This is a genomic window from Anaerolinea thermolimosa, from assembly GCF_001050195.2.
GTDB lineage: Bacteria > Chloroflexota > Anaerolineae > Anaerolineales > Anaerolineaceae > Anaerolinea > Anaerolinea thermolimosa.
This window is the reverse complement of record NZ_DF967965.1, coordinates 2328579-2347378: the sequence shown is the minus strand read 5'-3', so window position 1 is coordinate 2347378 and position 18800 is coordinate 2328579. Positions and strand designations below refer to the sequence as shown.

15 protein-coding genes, 1 pseudogene and 1 riboswitch are annotated in these 18800 nt (G+C 54.9%); of the genes and pseudogenes, 9 read left to right on the top strand and 7 right to left on the bottom strand.

The window, feature by feature from the left end; translation table 11 throughout:
• Nucleotides 1-238: 238 nt before the first annotated feature.
• Both glgP and ATHL_RS10625 read left to right on the top strand, forming a co-directional pair.
• Complete coding sequence (glgP, locus tag ATHL_RS10630) at nt 239-2434, top strand: alpha-glucan family phosphorylase (protein WP_062193346.1); 2196 nt, start codon at nt 239-241, stop codon at nt 2432-2434.
• 53 nt (nt 2435-2487) lie between these two features.
• Nucleotides 2488-3444, top strand: a complete 957-nt coding sequence (locus tag ATHL_RS10625; RefSeq protein WP_062193344.1) for a ribonuclease Z — start codon at nt 2488-2490, stop codon at nt 3442-3444.
• On the opposite strand, the gene ATHL_RS10620 is transcribed toward ATHL_RS10625, so the two are convergent.
• Nucleotides 3422-5101, bottom strand: coding sequence for a DUF6056 family protein (locus ATHL_RS10620; RefSeq protein WP_062193341.1), 1680 nt, complete (start codon nt 5099-5101; stop codon nt 3422-3424). The two genes, ATHL_RS10625 and ATHL_RS10620, sit on opposite strands and share 23 nt — an antisense overlap.
• Nucleotides 5102-5235: 134 nt before the next feature.
• Nucleotides 5236-5356: riboswitch (SAM riboswitch) on the top strand.
• A 78-nt stretch (nt 5357-5434) separates the two neighbouring features.
• Here ATHL_RS10620 and metK point away from each other — a divergent pair.
• Nucleotides 5435-6646 carry a methionine adenosyltransferase gene (gene metK, locus ATHL_RS10615; protein WP_162787672.1) on the top strand — a complete coding sequence of 404 codons (1212 nt, stop codon included), beginning with the start codon at nt 5435-5437 and terminating at the stop codon, nt 6644-6646.
• A gap of 73 nt (nt 6647-6719) precedes the next feature.
• Here metK and mce read toward each other — a convergent pair whose 3' ends face one another.
• Both mce and ATHL_RS10605 read right to left on the bottom strand, forming a co-directional pair.
• On the bottom strand, nt 6720-7127 hold the full coding sequence (gene mce / locus ATHL_RS10610) for a methylmalonyl-CoA epimerase (RefSeq protein WP_062193339.1): 408 nt from the start codon (nt 7125-7127) through the stop codon (nt 6720-6722).
• 30 nt (nt 7128-7157) lie between these two features.
• Nucleotides 7158-8807: an acyl-CoA mutase large subunit family protein gene (locus ATHL_RS10605; RefSeq protein ID WP_062193336.1), complete on the bottom strand. Its 1650-nt coding sequence runs from the start codon at nt 8805-8807 to the stop codon at nt 7158-7160.
• 121 nt (nt 8808-8928) lie between these two features.
• Between ATHL_RS10605 and ATHL_RS10600 the strand changes: the two genes are divergently transcribed.
• The 6 genes from ATHL_RS10600 to rimO all read left to right on the top strand — a co-directional run bounded on the left by ATHL_RS10600 (nt 8929) and on the right by rimO (nt 15160).
• Nucleotides 8929-10137: a cation:proton antiporter gene (locus tag ATHL_RS10600; RefSeq protein ID WP_062193335.1), complete on the top strand. Its 1209-nt coding sequence runs from the start codon at nt 8929-8931 to the stop codon at nt 10135-10137.
• The gene (locus tag ATHL_RS10595; RefSeq protein WP_062193332.1) at nt 10137-10496 is read left to right on the top strand and encodes a P-II family nitrogen regulator; all 360 of its coding nucleotides are present in this window, start codon (nt 10137-10139) and stop codon (nt 10494-10496) included. The genes ATHL_RS10600 and ATHL_RS10595 overlap by 1 nt, the downstream gene beginning before the upstream one ends.
• A gap of 37 nt (nt 10497-10533) precedes the next feature.
• A complete protein-coding gene (locus ATHL_RS10590; protein WP_162787671.1) occupies nt 10534-11688 on the top strand; it encodes a DUF1786 domain-containing protein in 1155 nt (384 codons plus the stop codon).
• Nucleotides 11689-11811: 123 nt separating this feature from the next.
• Nucleotides 11812-12324, top strand: a complete 513-nt coding sequence (gene rplI, locus ATHL_RS10585; RefSeq protein WP_062193328.1) for a 50S ribosomal protein L9 — start codon at nt 11812-11814, stop codon at nt 12322-12324.
• A 99-nt stretch (nt 12325-12423) separates the two neighbouring features.
• Nucleotides 12424-13800 (top strand): helix-turn-helix domain-containing protein, encoded by a 1377-nt coding sequence (locus ATHL_RS10580; RefSeq protein ID WP_062193325.1) that lies wholly within the window; start codon nt 12424-12426, stop codon nt 13798-13800.
• A 16-nt stretch (nt 13801-13816) separates the two neighbouring features.
• Nucleotides 13817-15160 (top strand): 30S ribosomal protein S12 methylthiotransferase RimO, encoded by a 1344-nt coding sequence (gene rimO, locus ATHL_RS10575; protein WP_084001364.1) that lies wholly within the window; start codon nt 13817-13819, stop codon nt 15158-15160.
• Nucleotides 15161-15171: 11 nt separating this feature from the next.
• On the opposite strand, the gene ATHL_RS10570 is transcribed toward rimO, so the two are convergent.
• The 4 genes and pseudogenes from ATHL_RS10570 to ATHL_RS10555 form a co-directional block, all read right to left on the bottom strand.
• Nucleotides 15172-15687: a DUF4149 domain-containing protein gene (locus tag ATHL_RS10570; protein ID WP_062193319.1), complete on the bottom strand. Its 516-nt coding sequence runs from the start codon at nt 15685-15687 to the stop codon at nt 15172-15174.
• A 17-nt stretch (nt 15688-15704) separates the two neighbouring features.
• Entirely contained in the window at nt 15705-16934 is a 1230-nt protein-coding gene (locus tag ATHL_RS10565; RefSeq protein ID WP_062193316.1) for a tetratricopeptide repeat protein, read from the bottom strand.
• 40 nt (nt 16935-16974) lie between these two features.
• The gene (gene murJ, locus ATHL_RS10560) at nt 16975-18516 is read right to left on the bottom strand and encodes a murein biosynthesis integral membrane protein MurJ (protein ID WP_062193313.1); all 1542 of its coding nucleotides are present in this window, start codon (nt 18514-18516) and stop codon (nt 16975-16977) included.
• A gap of 3 nt (nt 18517-18519) precedes the next feature.
• A pseudogene (locus tag ATHL_RS10555) lies at nt 18520-18800 on the bottom strand (hypothetical protein); the annotation flags it as partial.

Sequence of the window (18800 nt, the reverse complement as noted above, 5' to 3'; positions counted from 1 at the left end):
CGGTTCAACTTTTGGTAAAATGAGGTTCAGGCGCATTCCAGGTGTGCCTCTCTGTTCGTCGGATGTGGGGTGGCTTGCTAACTACCCCACATCCATTTAACCACCTTTTTACCAGCTTTGGAACGATCACGGAATGGGTGGATTCTTTCGCTGTGGTATAATGCCTCCGTTGAGGACGATCAGGTGAATTTCTGCCTGAATTCGTTAAATTAATAGACAGGATAGAAAGAAGTTGTCTATGGATCTTGTACGCGAGACCCCCAATCATTTCAGTTTGCCGCGGCGTATCAGCCGATTGAGTGAACTGGCCTATAACCTTTGGTGGGTATGGAATCCGGGCGCGCAGCGCCTTTTCATACAAATAGACCGCACTTTATGGGAAAAGGTATATCACAACCCGGTTGCATTTCTGCGGAAAGTGGAGCGCCCCAGCCTTAATGCAGCTACCAATGACCGCTATTTTCTTGAGTTGTATGACCAGGTGATGCGTGATTTTGACCGGTACATGAGCGCCGAAGATACCTGGTATAGCCGGAATTATCCCTCAAAGCCAAATCAACTGATCGCCTATTTCTCCTTTGAATTTGGTCTGCATGAGTCGCTTCCTGTATATGCCGGTGGGCTGGGAGTGCTTTCGGGCGATCATCTCAAAGAGGCCAGCGATATGGGCCTGCCCCTGGTGGGGATGGGGTTTTATTACACCCAGGGGTACTTCTCTCAGCGGATTACAGAAGACGGCTGGCAGGAAACCCGAAACCTTGAGCTTAAATTTGATGACCTTCCGGTCACACTGCTAAACCGCTCAGATGGTACACCCCTGATGGTCTCGGTGACTCTGGCTGGGCGAAAGGTGTTTGCCCGGATATTGCAGGTTCAGGTTGGGCGGGTTCCGCTTTATCTGCTCGATACCGATGTGGATGCCAATAACCCGGCTGATCGGATGTTGACTGCCCGTCTGTATTCCAGCGACCACGAGGTGCGCATTTCTCAAGAAATGTTGTTAGGCATCGGCGGGGTGCGTGCGTTGCATGAACTGGGCTACCAACCGACTGTCTGGCACATGAATGAGGGTCACTCGGCGTTTCTCACTGTGCAGCGCATGCGAGAGATGGTGATGGCCGGAATGAGCTTTGAAGAAGCCATGGATCGGGTGCGCAAGACGAATATTTTCACCACGCATACCCCGGTGCCTGCCGGGAACGATGAATTTGCCCTCTGGCTGATTGATAAATATCTTTCTCATATCTGGGAAGATTTGAAGATTGACCGCGAACGGTTTGTGGACCTCGGACGGAATATGCAGGAATGGGGGGAGACCTTCAGTATGCCGGTTCTGGCGCTTCGTCTTTCGGGAAAGGCCAACGCGGTTTCTGAACTGCATGGGAAGGTCTCACGGGCCATGTGGCATAAGCTTTGGCCCGACCGGAAGGTTGAGGATGTTCCTATCGGCCACATAACCAATGGGGTGCATGCTTCCACCTGGATGGCCCGCCGTCTTCAGATTCTCTTCGACCGGTATCTGGGGGCGGATTGGCGCGAGAACATCGATGACCCGGATATGTGGACGATGATCGATAATATTCCTGATGCTGAATTGTGGGCGGTTCGTCGTCACCTTAAAAATAAACTGGTGAGTTACGCTATCGAACGTGCCCGAAGCCAGTGGGTGGGGGGAGGCTTTCATCCGGTGCAGGTGGTAGCCGGGGGTGTGTTGCTTGAACCCTATTCGCTCACGCTGGGGTTTGCACGTCGTTTCGCTACGTATAAGCGGGCAAACCTGATCATGCGTGATCTGGATCGTTTTATTCGCATCGTGACCAATGAGACGCGCCCGGTTCAGGTTATCTTTGCTGGCAAGGCCCACCCCGCTGATGAACCCGGAAAAATGCTCATTCAGCAGGTTTACCGGGCAGTGAAGGATTCTCGTTCTGGCGGGCGGCTGGTTTTCCTTGAAGATTATGATATGAACCTGGCGCGATTGCTCGTGCAGGGTGTCGATGTCTGGGTGAATACGCCCCGCCGCCCGAATGAGGCTTCGGGAACCTCCGGGATGAAAGCGGCCATGAATGGTACCCTGAATTTTTCGGTACTGGATGGCTGGTGGCGCGAAGGGTATAACGGCAATAACGGTTGGGCGATTGGGAGTGATGTGGATTACTCTGACGCCGATCAGCAGGATGCCGCGGATGCGCAGAGCCTTTATGAGACCCTGGAAAATGAAATTATCCCGCTCTACTACAACAATCGTAGCAGTGATGGAATTCCACACAGTTGGATTGAACGTATCAAAGAGTCAATTCGTACCCTGGTGCCGCAATTCAGTACCCGCCGGATGCTCAAGGAGTATATGAGTCAGGCATACCTGCCAGCGATGGATGCCAGTGAAAGTCTCCTGCAGGCTGCTACAAACCCGGCAAAAACGAAAGAAGGATAAGGCCCTGCCCATTTCATCGAGATGAAGCGCCTGGCAGAGGCAGGTAATGATGCATGTTTGAAATTGTCTTCTTGGGAACCTCGGCTTCTGCGCCGTCAGTGCGGCGTGGTTTATCTTCTCAGGTGATTTTGCACGGAGAACACCGCTTTCTGGTGGATTGTGGAGAAGGAACACAGCGACAGATTCTGGCTGCCGGGATTGGTTTTAAAAAGTTAAACAAAATCCTCATCACCCATGGGCATCTTGATCACATCCTTGGACTGGCTGGCCTGCTTTCTACCTTCATGCGGTGGGAGACGATCGATCATCTGCAAATTTTCGGGCCGCGTTCTGCGCTGGAACGGGTGGATGATCTTTTAACCCGGGTGGTACTGCGTGGAGCCGCTCCACCGATGGCCCTGGATCTGATCCCGTTGCTGCCCGGAAAATTTTTTGAGGAAGACGACTTTTCCATTACTGCCTTTCCGGTACGTCACCGCGCGAGTGAAAGCCTGGGCTATCTGTTTGAAGAGCATTCCCGACGTCCCTTCCTGGCGGAGAAAGCCGATGCACTGGGCATCCCGGCTGGCCCTGTGCGTCGTGAGCTGGTGCAGGGAAGAGCGATCACCCTGGCGGATGGGAGAAGAATAAACCCTGAAGATGTGCTCGGAGAGGTTCAGCGTGGAACGCGCCTGGTTCACGTGGGAGATTGCGGAGAGACAGAAAGCCTGGTGGAAGTGGTACGGGATGCTGACGGACTGGTGATTGAAGCGACCTATCTGGAAGAAGAACGAGAAATGGCGCGCCAGTTTTCGCACCTCACAGCTCGAATGGCGGCTGAACTTGCCAGAAAAGCCGGGGTGAAGCGCCTGTTTCTGACGCATATCTCCCGCCGGTATCGCGAGAAAGACATTCTTGCCGAGGCTCAGGCGATTTTCCCGGAGACCGTGGTAGTGAGAGACCTGGACGTCTATACCGTTCGACGGGGTGAGGAGACGCAAGCCGTGGTCAGCGATGGATCGGGGGATTAAGCACAGGTTCCACGGCACGGATCGTTGTTACCCCATAATACGCTGCCGCGCAATTGTTGACCCAGTGCGAGGGGTTTTCCTGTAATTCGGTAAGACCAGCCAGGGAATCGAGGGCCTGAACGATAATCTGTTTTTCTCCGGCGCTGGCCATCTGGCGAATTTGTCCATCTCTAAAGTCCCACATCTGGGCGCGCAATTGAAAATCTGGCAGGGAGAACCAGGCCTGGTATCCATCGAAGATGGGTTGCACCAGGAAAGCCAGGGTGAGGACTACTATTATCGCCCGTGGAAATTTTGACTTGAGCCATTGAGACAATCCAAGCCCGAACCATAACCCTCCGAGCAAAATCCCCACACCGATCACTGGATGAGTCTTGAAATAGTCCCGAAGTTCCGGGTAGGGCGGTTCGGTCTCCAGTGAGGCTGGCAAAATCAACATGCTGAAGAGAAAGGCCGTGGCCACGGGTGTGAGGATCACTGCAAATAAATTCTGAGGTTGCTCCCATGTGGCATTCAATTCTCCCAGCCACCACCCCAGAAGCCCCACGTAGATCACCATCACCAGGCGGGCCATAAGTAAGACGCGTGCCTCCGGGTAGGTTGCCTCAGCATACGCACTTGGTGCCATGATGCACAACAATATCATAAAGGCGGCTATCGAAGCGGTCAAAATACGGAACCCCAGCCGGGAAAGTGATAATGGATGGGACGGAGGATGTGAGGTGTCATTCCATGCCCCAAGGCAAAAGCCCAGCCCGCCAACGGCGAATGCAGGTAACGTCACCCGATACAGTGAATGGATCACGAAGAACCGTGTACTTTCAAGGGTAATGTTTACCAGGTCGAGGAACCCGGGTGGCTGAGGAAACAGGGTTTCCTGCCGGAAACGGGCTGCCGGGGAGAGGATTAATACCAGCATGGCGAGCAGGCTTCCGAACAAGGCCGCCCAGAGCGGGAGAAAGCCGCGTCTGGCGAGGTCGTTCTTCCGGGACATTCCTGCCCAGGATGCGGCGAGCAGGATGGAAAATAATCCGGTGTTGAATGCTGCGGCGGTTTCGGAGAACCCGCCAGATAATCCGGCCAGGATCACGATGAGGAAGAGAATCCAGGGTGCGGGTTGCTGGAAGCTGCAGGAAGTGATCAGAAAGAGCAGCCAGGTTGTGCACACAAGAGGAGCAAGGTATGGAAACATGCCCGGACGCCAGTAAAGAACCTGGGTGAGATTGGGAGCCTGCGAGAGGGTAAAGGCAAGGATACCGGTGGAGAGTACCAGGGATGTGAGCGGAGAAATTTGCCAGCGAAAGAGGCGGTTAAGCCGGTGGAGGAGCAGCGCCATACCCACCAGCCATAACAGAATCATCAAGCCGGGAAGGATGGGCACAGAGGATGAACCAATGGTTTGGGTCAGGTCGAGAAAAAAGGTGAGTGAGACCCGGTTTCCTGAGAAGGGTGTTGGGTTGAGGTAGGCGTGCAGCCAGGAATTTGCCAGTCCATGCGAACGCAGGTGAACCGCATAACAGTAATCATCTTGAATGAAGCGCGCATACCTACCTGTGAGGATATATAAGAGCAAGGGAAAGAAGCAGGCGAGAAAGACCAGACCTGAGAAAAGGGGAGAAAGCCCCCCAAAACGGGCTTTCAAGAGGCGGTGGGGCATTTTCACTGGGCCCTCTACTGGGAGAGGGATCGTTTATCAACGACCAGGCAAAGGAAACGGTCTGACATTTTCTTTGACATTGGGACAAAATTATGATAACATGCGTATCGAAAATCGAATAGCCCCTTACGGCACTCTTATCCAGAGAGGTGGAGGGACCGGCCCGATGAAACCTCGGCAACCTGGTGGCCAAGCCAGAAGGCTTCTCGCACTAAGGTGCTAATTCCGTCAGACGGATGTACTGGAAGATGAGAGGGCAGCCGCACGTAATTTTGATCCGATGCCCCTCGTGTACTCCGTGAGGGGAATTTTTTTGTTAAGGAGTATAGGAGTATGACTTTGACTTTCATGAATACACCCCGCTATCTGTTCACATCCGAATCGGTCACGGAGGGGCACCCGGACAAGATTTGTGATCAGATCAGTGATGCAGTTCTCGATGCCTGTCTGGAGCAGGACCCGTACTCTCGGGTGGCCTGTGAAACTGCCACCAAGACGGGTTTTATCATGGTATTAGGGGAAATTACCACCAATGCATTTGTGAATTTCGACGAACTGGTGCGTGATGTAGTGCGAGGGATTGGTTACGATAGCACGGAGAAGGGATTTGATGGCAATACCTGTGCCGTGATGTCGGCGATTTGTGCCCAGTCGGGCGACATCGCCATGGGGGTCAATAAAGCTCTGGAAGCCAAAGCTGGCGAGATGAGTGATGCTCAAATCGAGGCCATTGGTGCGGGAGACCAGGGAATGATGTTCGGTTACGCCTGTGATGAGACCCCCACCCTGATGCCCACCCCGATTTATCTGGCTCACAAACTTACCCGGCGTTTGGCGGAGGTGCGCAAGAATGGTACTTTGCCCTGGTTACGCCCGGATGGTAAGAGCCAGGTGACGGTTGAATATCATTATGGGAAGCCGGTAAGGGTGGATACAGTGCTGGTTAGTACCCAGCACGCGCCTGATATTTCGCATGCCGAAATTCGCGAATCGGTGCTGGAGCATGTGATTTTGCCGACCCTGCCTGAAGCCATGGTGGATGAAAAGATGAAAGTTTTCGTCAACCCTACGGGGCGCTTTGTGATCGGCGGCCCGATGGGTGATGCCGGGGTGACCGGGCGAAAGATCATCGTGGATACGTATGGCGGCATGGGCCGGCACGGAGGGGGAGCATTTTCCGGGAAAGATCCTACCAAGGTTGATCGTTCAGGGGCGTATGCCGCTCGCTGGGTGGCCAAAAATGTGGTTGCCGCAGGGCTGGCTTCGCGGTGTGAGGTGCAGGTGGCCTATGCTATTGGGGTGGCCCGCCCGTTAAGCATCAACGTTGAAACTTTCGGCACGGGGCATATTCCGGACGAGAAAATCGCTCAATTAATCAGCGAGAACTTTGATTTACGCCCGGGTGCGATCATCCGTGACCTCGATTTGCGCCGCCCAATTTACCGCCGGGTAGCGGCATACGGCCATTTCGGTCGTGATGATCTTGATCTTACCTGGGAGCGCACGGATAAAGCTGAAGTGCTCCGACGCGCAGCAGGTCTTTGATCCAGAGAATAAAAAGAGGGCTGTCCGATGCCTTTATCAGGACAGCCCTCTTGTTGTTTTAATACACAGAACCTTACGCAAGCACTTCGTAAAGCTCTACCAGTACCCCGCCGGTGCTTTTGGGATGGATAAAAGCCATCTTACGACCGGGCAGCTCCACAGGGGTTTCGTTGATCAATCGGATTCCCCTGGCTTTCAATTCGGTCAGTTTGGCGGCGAGGTCATCCACCTCAAAACACAGGTGGTGCATCCCACCACCGCGTTCAGCCAGGAATTTGGCCACTCCTGAGTCTTCATCCGTCGGTTTCACCAGTTCAACCTCACTGTCACCGACTGGTAAAAAGGCCACCACAGATTTCTGCCCCGGAACGTCTTCGGTGTGGTGCAGTTCCAACCCCAGTGCGTCGCGCCAGAAAGAAAGGGCATTGTCTATATCGGCCACCGCGATAGCAATATGATGAATTTTTTTAATCTCGGCCATAATTGAAATTGGTCTCCTGTTGATCCTGTCTTACAACCAGGATGCTGGCTGGTATTCTCCCCAAACGCGGCGTAAAACACCGCAAATTTCTCCAAGTGTGAGGTATTGTTCCACACATTCAATCAACAATGGCATCAGGTTTTCGGTACCACGCGCGGCGTTCTCCAGACGGGTGAGTAGCTCGCTCACTTTTTGCGGGTCGCGCCTCTGACGAAGTTTTTCCAGGCGGGTGCGTTGGGCTATCTCGATGGAGGGGTCAACCTTCAATCGTTCGAGGGTGATATCTTCTTCTACCTGAAAGGCATTCATGCCCACCACGATTTGTTCACGCTTCTCGACCGCCGTCTGGTATTGATAGGCCGCCTGTTGAATTTCGCTCTGCATGTAGCCGCTTTCAATGGCCTTCTGAGCACCGCCTAATTCATCAATGCGCTGGATGTATGCACGGGCGCGGTTGGCAATTTCATCTGTGAGGTATTCGATGATGAAAGACCCGGCAAGCGGGTCTACGGTGTCGGCTACCCCGGATTCGTAAGCAATGATCTGCTGGGTACGCAGTGCCACCCGTACCGACTTTTCGGTTGGCAACCAGAGGGCTTCATCCATGCTGTTGGTATGAAGCGATTGAGTCCCCCCCAGGATCGCCGCGAGAGCCTGCAGGGTGACCCGCACGATGTTGTTCTCGGGTTGCTGGGCCGTGAGCGTGGAACCGGCTGTTTGCGTGTGAAAACGCAGCATACACGAGCGCATATCCTGGGCATGAAACCGCTCGCGCATAATTTCGGCCCACAGGCGGCGGGCGGCGCGGAACTTGGCGATTTCTTCCAGAAAATGGTTGTGTGCATTGAAGAAGAACGAGAGTTGCGAGGCAAATTCATCGACCTGTAAGCCCGCTTTCAGGGCGGCTTCTACATAGGCGATGGCGTTGGCCAGGGTGAAAGCGACTTCCTGAACAGCGGTAGCTCCTGCCTCGCGGATGTGGTACCCTGAGATGCTGATTGTGTTCCAGTAAGGAACGTGCCGGGAGCAGTAGGCAAAGATATCGGTGATCAGGCGCATGGACGGCGCCGGGGGGAAGATATACGTGCCGCGGGCCACATATTCTTTGAGAATATCGTTTTGAATGGTGCCTCGCAACCGGCTGGAGTCAATGCCCTGTTTTTTAGCTACGGCGATGTACATGGCCAGGAGGATAGCCGCCGGGGCGTTAATGGTCATCGAGGTAGAAACCCGATCCAGGGGAATCTCTCGGAAGAGGATTTCCATGTCTTCCAGGGAGGAGATCGACACGCCTACTTTCCCGACTTCTCCCTCGGCCATAGGGTCATCAGCATCGTAGCCAATTTGCGTGGGCAAATCAAAGGCTACCGATAATCCGGTTTGCCCCTGTTCAAGCAGGTAGCGATAACGACGGTTTGATTCTTCAGCGGTTGCAAACCCGGCATACTGGCGCATGGTCCAGAAGCGTCCCCGGTACATGGTAGGCTGGACACCCCGCGTGAAAGGATAAAGGCCGGGGAAGCCTAAATCTTTCAGGTAATCAATTTCTTTCCCTGTAAGTAATCGCGGCAGAGGAATCCCGGAGGATGTGGTGAACTCAGGTTTGCGTTCGGGATATTTGCTGAGCAGTGGTTTGAGAATTTTCTCTTCCCAGTGTTTTTGCTCGTCTTGGAGGCTCATCGAATCGTTCTCCCATGGGGTTAGCTGTTCCCAGTATAACCGAATCCCTGCCGGCTGAGGGAGTGGATAAATTTATGGTAAACTTTTGACATCTTTCCTGATATGAGAGTAGCCAAACGATATGAGCCCATTTCTGCAATTAATTCTGTCCCTGGCTGTAATCATTCTGGCTGCAAAAGCTGCCGGTTACCTGAGCACTCGCATTGGGCAGCCCAGTGTGTTTGGGGAATTATTGATCGGTCTGATTCTCGGGCCTTCGTTATTGGATCTGACCCATATCCAGATCATTACTGATAAGCACCTGGGTGAGGTGCTCTATGAACTGGGAGAGGTGGGGGTGTTGACCCTCATGTTCCTGGCCGGTCTGGAGCTTGAGATTGACGACCTGACGCGTAACACCAGGGTGAGCGCGCTGGCTGGAATCCTGGGGGTGCTGGTGCCTGTGGGGATGGGGTGGCTGGCGGGAAGGATGTTTCAACTTCCGTCGGATCATGCGATTTTCCTTGGCCTGACCCTGGGGGCGACCAGTGTAAGTATCTCTGCGCAGGTGTTGATGGAGTTAAATGTCCTGCGGAGCCGGGTGGGGCTGGGATTACTCGGAGCGGCAGTTTTTGATGATATTCTGGTGATTCTGCTCCTTTCTGTGTTCACAGCTCTTTCTGGTGGAGATAGTGGTTTGGCGGCCATTGGTCTGACGGTATTGAAGATGATCGCTTTCCTGGTAATATCGGTGGGAGTGGGTCTTTATATCCTCCCATGGGTGTTCCACAAGGTGGCTCATCTGGGGATCAGCCAGGGGACGATTGCTCTGGCAGTAGTGGTGATGCTCTTTTATGGGTTGGCCGCAGAGTTAATTGGTGGAATGGCGGCTATTACAGGTACTTTTGTAGCTGGTCTGATGCTGGGACGAACCCCGGAGAAACGCACCATCGAACACGGGTTTGCGATTCTTGGATATGGTTTTTTCGTCCCTATTTTCTTCGTAAATATTGGCCTGCAGATCAATGTCCGGCAGATGCCGATCAACGCGCTGTGGCTCTTTTTAATCATCAGTGCGGTAGCTATTTCAGGAAAGCTGGTCGGGGCTGGCCTGGGGGCTCGCTTGGGAGGATTCAGCTGGCGCGAATCACTCCAGCTGGGAACAGGAATGATTTCACGAGGCGAGGTCGGTCTGATTGTGGCTTCGGTTGGTCTGGAATCCGGGTTGCTTGAGCCAGAGATTTTTTCCACAATCGTTGGTATGGTGCTGGTGACTACCCTGGTAACACCGCCGATGCTGCGGAGGGTTTGTTCTACGGCGGCAGTTCGTCTGGTCAAGGAGGCTTCTTGATGTTTTTCGTTCTTTATGTACTCCATGATGATGAAAAACTCAAAGCAGTGCTGGATGCATGGCAAGGTTCAGGTGTCTCGGGAGTGACGATCTTGCCTTCTACGGGCATTGGCCGCATCCGTGACCATTTTGCACTTCGGGAAGACGTGCCGCTGATTCCAAGCTTAAAATCCCTTCTCGAAGAGCATGAAGATTTGCTGAACCGCACCCTCTTTACTGTGGTCGAAGATGAGGCCATGGTGGACAGGGTGGTGGCGGCGACGGAAAAAGTAGTTGGCCGGCTTGATTCGCCGAATACCGGCATTCTGGTTGTATTACCGGTGATCAGGGCGTATGGGCTTCGCCGAGAGAAAAGTTGATCCATTTTGAAAAAACATGGCCCATTTTGAGGCAGCCATGAAAATTCTGGTAGTGGATATTGGAACCGGGACGCAAGATATTGTCCTGTTTGATTCCCGCCTCGATGTGGAAAATGCCTATAAGCTGGTATTGCCCTCTCCGACGATGATCATCCGGAGACGTATCCAGCAGGCTACCCGTGAACATCGCCCGTTGTTAATGACGGGTCTGTTAATGGGTGGAGGGCCGTGTGCCTGGGCCGTAGAAGACCACCTCAAAGCCGGATTACCCGTGCTTGCCACCCCTGAGGCGGCTCGAACGCTCAATGATGACCTCAACGAGGTGAGCGCTTTGGGAGTGAAAATTATCGGTGATGAAGAAGTCGCGGGGGTGATGGGGAAAGCGGCGCACGTTGAAATGCGGGATTTCGACTTTGGGGCTATCCGCCGCGCATTTTGGGAGTTCGGTGTGGCGCTGGACGACCTTGCGGCGGTGGCCGTGGGGGTCTTCGATCATGGTGCGGCGCCTCCGGGTGTCTCAGATCGTCAATTTCGTTTTGATTATCTGAATGATCGTATACGCGCTGAAAACCGCCTTACAGCGTTTGCTTATCCGGCGGAGCATATTCCTCCAATCCTGACCCGTCTTCAGGCGGTTGCGCGGAGTGCCAGAGAGGTTGATACCAGGCTGGTGGTCATGGATACCGCTCCGGCGGCGGTTCTGGGGGCCATGTTTAACGTACAGGTGAGCGGACTGGAGCGGGTGGTTGTCACCAATGTGGGTAATTTTCATACGCTGGCGTTCCGCATGGGACCGGGTGGAATAGAAGGCGTCTTTGAGCACCACACAGGGCTGATGGATCGAGAGCGTTTAGAAGCCCTGCTGGAAGCCCTGGCCGATGGAAGCCTGACTCACGCAGATGTTTTTGGGAGCATGGGACACGGGGCGCTGGTTTATGATCCAAGGCCGTTTGATTTACATGGAGAGGGTATTCGGTTGGTGGTGACCGGTCCGCGGCGCGCTCTGCTGCGTGGCTCAAAACTCAGGCCGTGGTTTGCCGCTCCATTCGGGGATATGATGATTGCCGGTTGCTTTGGCTTGCTTGCCGGTGTGGCCGATTGCTTCCCTGATCTTCGGGAGCCCATTTTCAGTGCACTTTATCAACAAACGGGGAACGGCAAAGAGGTCGCGCCGTGGGATGTCCCTCTATAAGAAGGGTTTACCAGTGGGGTGCGTTGACGGTTCTGAGATTCGCTGGTATACTCTGCCCGCCTGTGACGTTGTACCCTTCGTCAGGGCGACTATTTCTATTTTTTTTTCGAAAGGGCTTGAAACATGAAAGTTCTCCTGATCAAAGATGTGTATAAGTTGGGCCGCGCAGGCGACGTGAAACGTGTTGCCGATGGGTATGGACGGAATTACCTGTTACCTCAGGGGCTGGCGGTACTTGCCACTCCCGGAGCCCTCAAACAGGTTGAAGCCATTCGGGCGCGGGCAGCTGCCCAGCGGGCAGAACAGAATAAAGAGATGAGTGGTCTGGCCGACCTGCTCAAGAATGTTGTCCTGACCTTCCCGGCCCGGGCTGGTGAGACGGGCAAACTTTACGGGTCGATCACGACGGCCATGATCGCCGAGGCATTGAGCAAAAAAGTTGGGGCGACCATTTCTCGCCACCAGATCGAAGCGGAGCCCATTCGCAATCTGGGTGAGTTCCGCGTCCTTGTCCGTCTGACGGTTGACCTGATTCCCGAAATCCGCGTCATCGTGCATCGCGAAGGCGAAGTGGTTGAACTGCCCTCCACCGAGACCCCCGCAGAAGATGTAGTCGCAGAAGGCGATCAGGCCTGATTGAACCTCTTGCAGTGAAAGACCGGCTGGCTATCATCTCCGGAATGGGGGAGAAAGCTGGCCGGTCTTTGTTCTCCAAAGTGGATTACAATTTTTAGCATGTCGCAATGGGTTGGTGAAACGCTTAAACAGGCTCGCATAGATCGGGGGTTAACCCTGGATCAGGCGGCTCAGATGACCCGCATTCGACGAAACTATCTGGAAGCGCTGGAGCGGGGAGATGCAACGGCTCTGCCATCGGCGGTACAGGCAAAGGGGTTTCTTCGTCTGTATGCGGGCTTTCTGGGCCTCTCGGCAGAACCCCTGGTTTTACGGTGGGAGGGGAAACTTCCGGTAGAAACTGCCGCTTCTACAGCTTCTATGCCCATGGATGTCACCGGGCAATCCTCTACGGTGCAGGAGGTACCGGTTGACCAGGTACCGGAGGTCATCCATTCTCCTGTGAAAGCGGCGGAGGAACCAGCTGATGCTGTTCCTTCTGAAGAGAGGGCGTCTGGTTCGGAAGCCGTTTTTAAGGAAATTGGCCAGATGTTGCGCCAGCGGCGGGAAGCATTGGGGCTTTCTCTTGGTGAAGTGGAGCGATATACCCGAATGCGCCAGCAAACGCTACGGATGATTGAGAGCGGGAGGATGGATGAACTCCCCTCACTGGTGCAGGGCCGGGGATTGCTCAGCAATTATGCTGCGTTCCTCAATCTGGATGGAGAGGCGATTCTTTTACGATTTGCTGAGGCCCTGCAGATGCGCAGGCTGGAACGGATGCCGGCAGAAAAAGCGGGTCAGCCCACAGGCCGGGGGGCACGCCCGGCATCTCCCTTGCGGCGTTTGCTCACCCCCGATTTGCTGATTGGTGCGGGAATGATTGGCGCGCTGTTTCTCTTTGTCGTATGGACGGCCTTACGTGTCAGTGCTACCCGGAATGATCAGCTTCGGGTTACTTTGCCATCGGTAGGTGAAGTGTTGCTGGCCAGCCCCACAGCGACGCTCGACGTTTCGGGGGGGGAGGGTTCTGAGGGTGGATCGGAAACACCCCAAACGCCTTCACCGGGTGCTCAGGAGGTCGTTTCTGGCGGGCTTCCCACGGCCACACTTGCTCCGTTGAATACAGATCCGCTTCAAATTTATATTGTTGCCCGGCAGCGCGCCTTTCTGCGGGTGGTGGCTGACGGAGTCATTAAATTCAATGGGCGGGTTGTTCCTGGAAATGCCTACCCGTTTTCAGCCAGAGAGACCATCGAACTGGTATCGGGCAATGCAGCGGCCTTTCAGATTTTCTTCAACCAACAGGATCTTGGCCCTCTGGGTGCAATGGGAGCAGTGTTGCGCATGACCTTCACCCAGAATGGAATTCTCACACCAACGCCCATGCCCACATCAACCCCAACTCCGACCCAACTGAACACCCTCACACCGGGGGTCTCTCCAACTGCCGGCACTTCTACGGTCACACCAACTGTAACGCCCCTCGTTCCTTAAAGGTACTGGTGAACTCATGAGTAAAAAATACTACCTTGTGTCTTTAGGCTGCGCGAAGAATACGGTCGATTCCCAGTCTATGGGTACATTGCTTTCTCAGGCCGGTTATCGTCCCACAGACAAACGCTCAGAAGCAGATGTGTTGATTGTGAATACCTGTGGATTCATTGGTCCGGCGCGTCAGGAATCGATAGAGACGTTAAAGGAACTGGCGAAGCGCAAGAAACGAGGGCAGTTTTTAGTAGCAGCCGGTTGTCTCACCGAACGATACCGTGAGCAGGTGGCCTCTGAGGTTCCCGGAATCGATGGCATTCTTGGAACGCGCCGCTGGATGGATATTGTAGACCTTGTCCAGCAGTTGCGCCCGGGTCAGCAGTATCCTCAACCCCTTTATCATCTGCCCGATGTTCCAACTGTGGGCAAAGATGAAAAAGGGGTGCACCGGGTTTCGGTGCAGGGGACGAGCGCCTACCTGAAGATTGCGGATGGATGTCGCCGTCCATGTGCCTTTTGCGCCATTCCTCTGATTAAAGGCACTGCGGTAAGCCGTCCTCCCGAGGCGATCTTTGAAGAGGTCCGTGCGTTGCAGAAGGCCGGGGTGCAGGAGGTGATCCTGATTGCGCAGGATACGACTGATTACGGTCATGATCTGGGGCTAAAGGATGGTCTTTCCTTTCTGCTGGAAGGAATCCTGCGTGAGGCTCCTGAGATACCCTGGGTGCGCATTCTATATGCGTATCCGGGGTACGTGACCGATCGGTTAATCGAAGTCATGGCTCGATCACCCCGGGTTGTGCCCTACCTCGACATGCCCCTGCAACATGCCCACCCGCAGACCCTCAAGCGGATGCGCCGCCCAGCAAATATGGACTGGGTGGTTCGAACGCTCGAGAAAATGCGTTCAGCTATCCCGGATCTGGCCCTGCGTACCACCTTTATTGTGGGTTACCCTGGTGAGACTGAGGAGGAATTTGAAACCCTCTTAAGGTTTGTCGAAGAAACCCGCTTTGATCATGTGGGGATTTTCCCCTTCTCTTTTGAAAAAGGCACTCCCAGTGAGCCGCTGGGTGACCCCATACCCCGGGAAGTGAAGGAGGAACGCCTGCAACGACTTGCCACACTTCAGGAGAAGATCTCGCTGGAGCGTAATCAATCCTACGTGGGAAAGGTGCAACAGGTGATTGTCGAAGGGGCCAACCAGGGAATCACGGTGGGGCGGGCGTACCACGATGCTCCAGAGATCGATGGAATGGTTTTTATTGAGGGACAGGCCCCGGTAGGGGAGATCGTATCAGTGCGCATCACGGGAGCAATGGTGCACGATTTGACGGGCGTCATAGTGGAATCAACAGGGAACTAGCGGTGGTGGGGTTAACTGGAACGCGCCCAGGCTGTAAGCGCCAGAACAATCACTGACAGAGCCAGATTAAGGTTCAGGAGTAGGGCTTCCTGACGTTCGAGCCGGGATTGTTCGCCGGAAGCGGGTGTCTTCCCTGCCTGGCGGAGCAGTGTCAGGCGGTGGAGGGCCGGCAGAACCCACCAGGTGTTCCAGGCGCTGAGGGCTACCATTACCAAAACCGCAAGGTGCTTGGTGAGGATGGCTTTTGCCCAGGGTGTATCGATGGAGAGAAATCCATGGTAGTTGGGGTTGGCACTCATCTGAAACATCCCGGTAGCGCCGAGAATGACCAGACTCAGCCATCCAATCTGCTGGATACGAGGCTGGATGCGCCCGAGCAGGAGGGCGTAGGTGGGCAAATCCAGGGATTTTCGAGCGGCAGGCAGAAAAATGAGAGCCAGACCACTTAGACTCCCCAGCCAGGCTACGGTCGCGAGCATGTGCAACCAGTAAAGAAGCGTGAGCAGGAACGGTGAGCCAACCGCCATGAGGGGGAGTGCCCTTCTCAGGGAGTGGGGCTGGGGGCTTCGGTGGGTGTTTCCTGGGTTGGTGCTGGGGTCTCAACCGTAGGAACAACCGTTTCGACGGTGGGGGTGGGTGTCAGCGGAACTGTGGGTTGAGGTGTGGCTGTGGCCGGGTGGCACAGTGTGAACACAGCCGTGACAGTGGGGTCGAGAGCTGAATCGGGTCCCACCTGGTACGATGCCTGGTATTGTTCATAGGCTTCGCAATATTTCCCGGCTGAGGCAAGCTGGTCTCCATATTTGATCAAGGCCACCCGATAGCGTTCGATGGCGGTCATCCCGGTTGCGTCACGCATGGCCGGGTAGTATGGGTAGATTTGGGAGAAGTAATGAATCACCTGATCCCAGCGAACTCCCCAGTAGGAGGCACCGGCGATGTACATTCTGGCCCAGGTACGCACACCTTCAGCGTCCACATCCAGCGGAGAAGCGAAGCGCTCAACCAGGGCCAGGTCATAGAGACCTTCTTCGAGTGCGCCGGCATTGATCTTAGCCAGACCACGGAACCGCAGTGCGATGTAATACATACCATCCACTTCTACGGTGCGGTAGGCGATATTCTTGTTGCGCAGGGTATCAAGCACTTCAATCGCTTTGGACCATTCTTTGTTGGCCAGCAATTGTCTGGCGTTGTTGAAGATTTCTTCCTCGGCACGGGTGTCTGGTGTGGGGGTGAGGGTGGGGGTAGCAACGGGCAGAGTGACCGTGGGGGTCTGTGCGAGGGCGATGGCCATCATGACCTCGGTCAGTTTTTCCTGCACACCAGGGAAGTTCGGGTCGAGTGAAATGACGTATTCGTAGCGTTTGAGTGCCAGGTCATATTTCCCGGCGGTCTGTTCCTGCAGGGCGAGCATAAACTGTTCCGTGGCAACTCTGGCCACCTCTTCAGCATTCACCTGGGCGCGCAGGTTCAGCGCCGCACGATAGCCGAGGAAGCCCCCAAGCGCTCCGCAAAGGAAAATCAACACCAGACCACCAAGCACCCACGGCCAGCGTCGTGGTCGCCCGGAACGGGACGGAGGGGTGGTATCGGGTTCGGAAAGAGGAGGACGCCATTCAGCAACCGGCGGGTTGGATTCGGATGAGGGGGGCACTACGGGTTGGGTGACTTCCAGGTTGGAGTTCTCCGCTCGGGCTTTGCTGACCCGGGTTTTTTCGAGGTCTTCAGTGGGTCTGGAAGGTTGGGTGTTCTCGAGGTTAGAATCAGACATGCGGGCAATTATACCTTACAATTTTGAGGCTGTCCGTAGGTTACAGGCGAAGGAGCAGGCGAAGTTCCTGCCAGATAAGGGGTACCGCGACGACCATACCGAAGGCCATTCCTGTCAAAGACCCAAACAAAGGGCTGTGCTCCCAGATGGAGAGGCTTTGAACCCCCAGGGCAACCCCGCCGCCCAGCAGAGCGGCCAGCAGTGCCCTTGGAATGGTATTCCCGGCCTGAAAGGGATGTTCCAGCTTTCGACCAAGGAGAGCCAGCAGGATGAGCGCCTGTGCCGTAAAACAAATGGCATCAGTCAGGCTGATCCCGGCCGGGCCAAGCGGGCGGTAGAGGAGCAAGCCTACCGCGATGTATGCAACCAGATTCCCCGCACCGGTGAGGAGAGGAGTGAGAGCATCCTGGCGGGCATAGAAAGAGCGAGAGGCGACTTCCATGAGGGCATGACCAAGCAACCCTGCCAGAAAGCCCCGGGTTGTCCAGAGCAGAAGGCGGGTGCCTTCTTCACCAAAACCGAATACCGCGGCCTGGAGCGGCCCAAGACCAATGCTGAGGACAGCCGCCACCGGGATGGTCAGGCCAATCAAAACACGGATGGCCCGCTCGATGGTGTTCTGGAAGGCATCCAGTTCTTTTTGAGCCGCCAGCCCTGACAGGGTAGGCAGTAAAGCTGTGCCGATTGCGGTTCCGATCAGGGTTTCAGGAACCTGTTGAAACATCCAGCCGTAAGTCAAGGAGGTCACTGCGCCTTCGGTAAGGCGTGAGGCCAGGTTGTCGCGGATGATAAAGATGAGTTGAATGAAAAAGACAGTAAGGATGCGTGGTCCGAGCAGACGGAGCACGTTGCGAACAGAGGCCGTTTTTAATCCAAGAGAAGGGATCCATCGGAACTGGTAGCGAATTAAGGCAGGAATCTGAATGCCAAGGTGCAGAACGGCCCCAAGAATGACCCCATAAACCAATCCATGAATGCCTAAACCGAAGGCGGGTAGAGTAACTCCGGCCAGGGTGTACCCTTGCGTGGGAGAAAGCACCAGCGCGCCAAAGATTTGCCCCACATTGTAGAGGATGGGGGCCATCGCCGGAAGCAAAAAATGCTGGTTGGCTTGTAACCCCGACATCACCAGACCAGATATTGAGAAGATGAGAGTGGCAATCAGATTGAGCCGCATTAATTGAATAACCACTTCCTGTTGCTGATAGCCGAATCCGGGGGCCACACCTACTTCCCAGCGTACCAGCGGCCCGGCCAGAATGGCCACCAGAAGGGAGAGGGTGGCCGTAACCAGAAACACGAGGTTGAAGATGCGTGAAAAAAGCTCCCAGGCAACCCGTCTTCCCTGGGTAGTAAGGGTGGCAGAAAGGGCGGGGATGAGCGCCATGGCAAGCGCCCCACCAGAGATAAGCGCGTAGAGCAGATCAGGGACGTTGTTGGCCACATTGAAGGCATCTAACTCGGCAGAGAGGCCGAACTGTCGCGCGATGATCACCTGGCGGACAAAAGCCACCCCTTTATCGAGGGCGAAGAAAAAGGCCAGCAGGAAAGAAATGCGGGTAAGATGGGAAAGACGTTTCATGGGTTATTGGATGTCGGCAATGAGAATCCAGCCGATGATGGTACGCGTCTCACCAACGTATTCCACCAGGAGGCATTCGCGCGAAAGCGCATCAAAGCGGCGCTCGGCGGGCAAGAGGCGGACGACCCCGCCCTCTGGAATCTGGGCGATGGCAGTGTATTCCTCATAACAACCATTGCGTGCCCAGACCTTCCGCGTCACTGTGGCAGTGAGAGGAGTGGGAGTAATGGTGGGGGTTTCAGTGGGACGCGGAGTTGAGGTGCTGGTAGGGCTGGGGCTAACTG

Excerpts from the sequence above, each read along its gene's own strand:
- ATHL_RS10570 (WP_062193319.1), bottom strand. The coding sequence starts at position 15,687 with ATGGCGGTTGGCTCACCGTTCCTGCTCACGCTTCTTTACTGGTTGCAC.
- ATHL_RS10620 (WP_062193341.1), bottom strand. The coding sequence starts at position 5,101 with ATGCCCCACCGCCTCTTGAAAGCCCGTTTTGGGGGGCTTTCTCCCCTT.
- ATHL_RS10595 (WP_062193332.1), top strand. The coding sequence starts at position 10,137 with ATGTTTTTCGTTCTTTATGTACTCCATGATGATGAAAAACTCAAAGCA.
- glgP (WP_062193346.1), top strand. The coding sequence starts at position 239 with ATGGATCTTGTACGCGAGACCCCCAATCATTTCAGTTTGCCGCGGCGT.
- mce (WP_062193339.1), bottom strand. The coding sequence starts at position 7,127 with ATGGCCGAGATTAAAAAAATTCATCATATTGCTATCGCGGTGGCCGAT.
- ATHL_RS10605 (WP_062193336.1), bottom strand. The coding sequence starts at position 8,807 with ATGAGCCTCCAAGACGAGCAAAAACACTGGGAAGAGAAAATTCTCAAA.
- ATHL_RS10600 (WP_062193335.1), top strand. The coding sequence starts at position 8,929 with ATGAGCCCATTTCTGCAATTAATTCTGTCCCTGGCTGTAATCATTCTG.
- rimO (WP_084001364.1), top strand. The coding sequence starts at position 13,817 with ATGAGTAAAAAATACTACCTTGTGTCTTTAGGCTGCGCGAAGAATACG.
- murJ (WP_062193313.1), bottom strand. The coding sequence starts at position 18,516 with ATGAAACGTCTTTCCCATCTTACCCGCATTTCTTTCCTGCTGGCCTTT.
- ATHL_RS10580 (WP_062193325.1), top strand. The coding sequence starts at position 12,424 with ATGTCGCAATGGGTTGGTGAAACGCTTAAACAGGCTCGCATAGATCGG.
- ATHL_RS10625 (WP_062193344.1), top strand. The coding sequence starts at position 2,488 with ATGTTTGAAATTGTCTTCTTGGGAACCTCGGCTTCTGCGCCGTCAGTG.
- metK (WP_162787672.1), top strand. The coding sequence starts at position 5,435 with ATGACTTTGACTTTCATGAATACACCCCGCTATCTGTTCACATCCGAA.
- rplI (WP_062193328.1), top strand. The coding sequence starts at position 11,812 with ATGAAAGTTCTCCTGATCAAAGATGTGTATAAGTTGGGCCGCGCAGGC.
- ATHL_RS10565 (WP_062193316.1), bottom strand. The coding sequence starts at position 16,934 with ATGTCTGATTCTAACCTCGAGAACACCCAACCTTCCAGACCCACTGAA.
- ATHL_RS10590 (WP_162787671.1), top strand. The coding sequence starts at position 10,534 with ATGAAAATTCTGGTAGTGGATATTGGAACCGGGACGCAAGATATTGTC.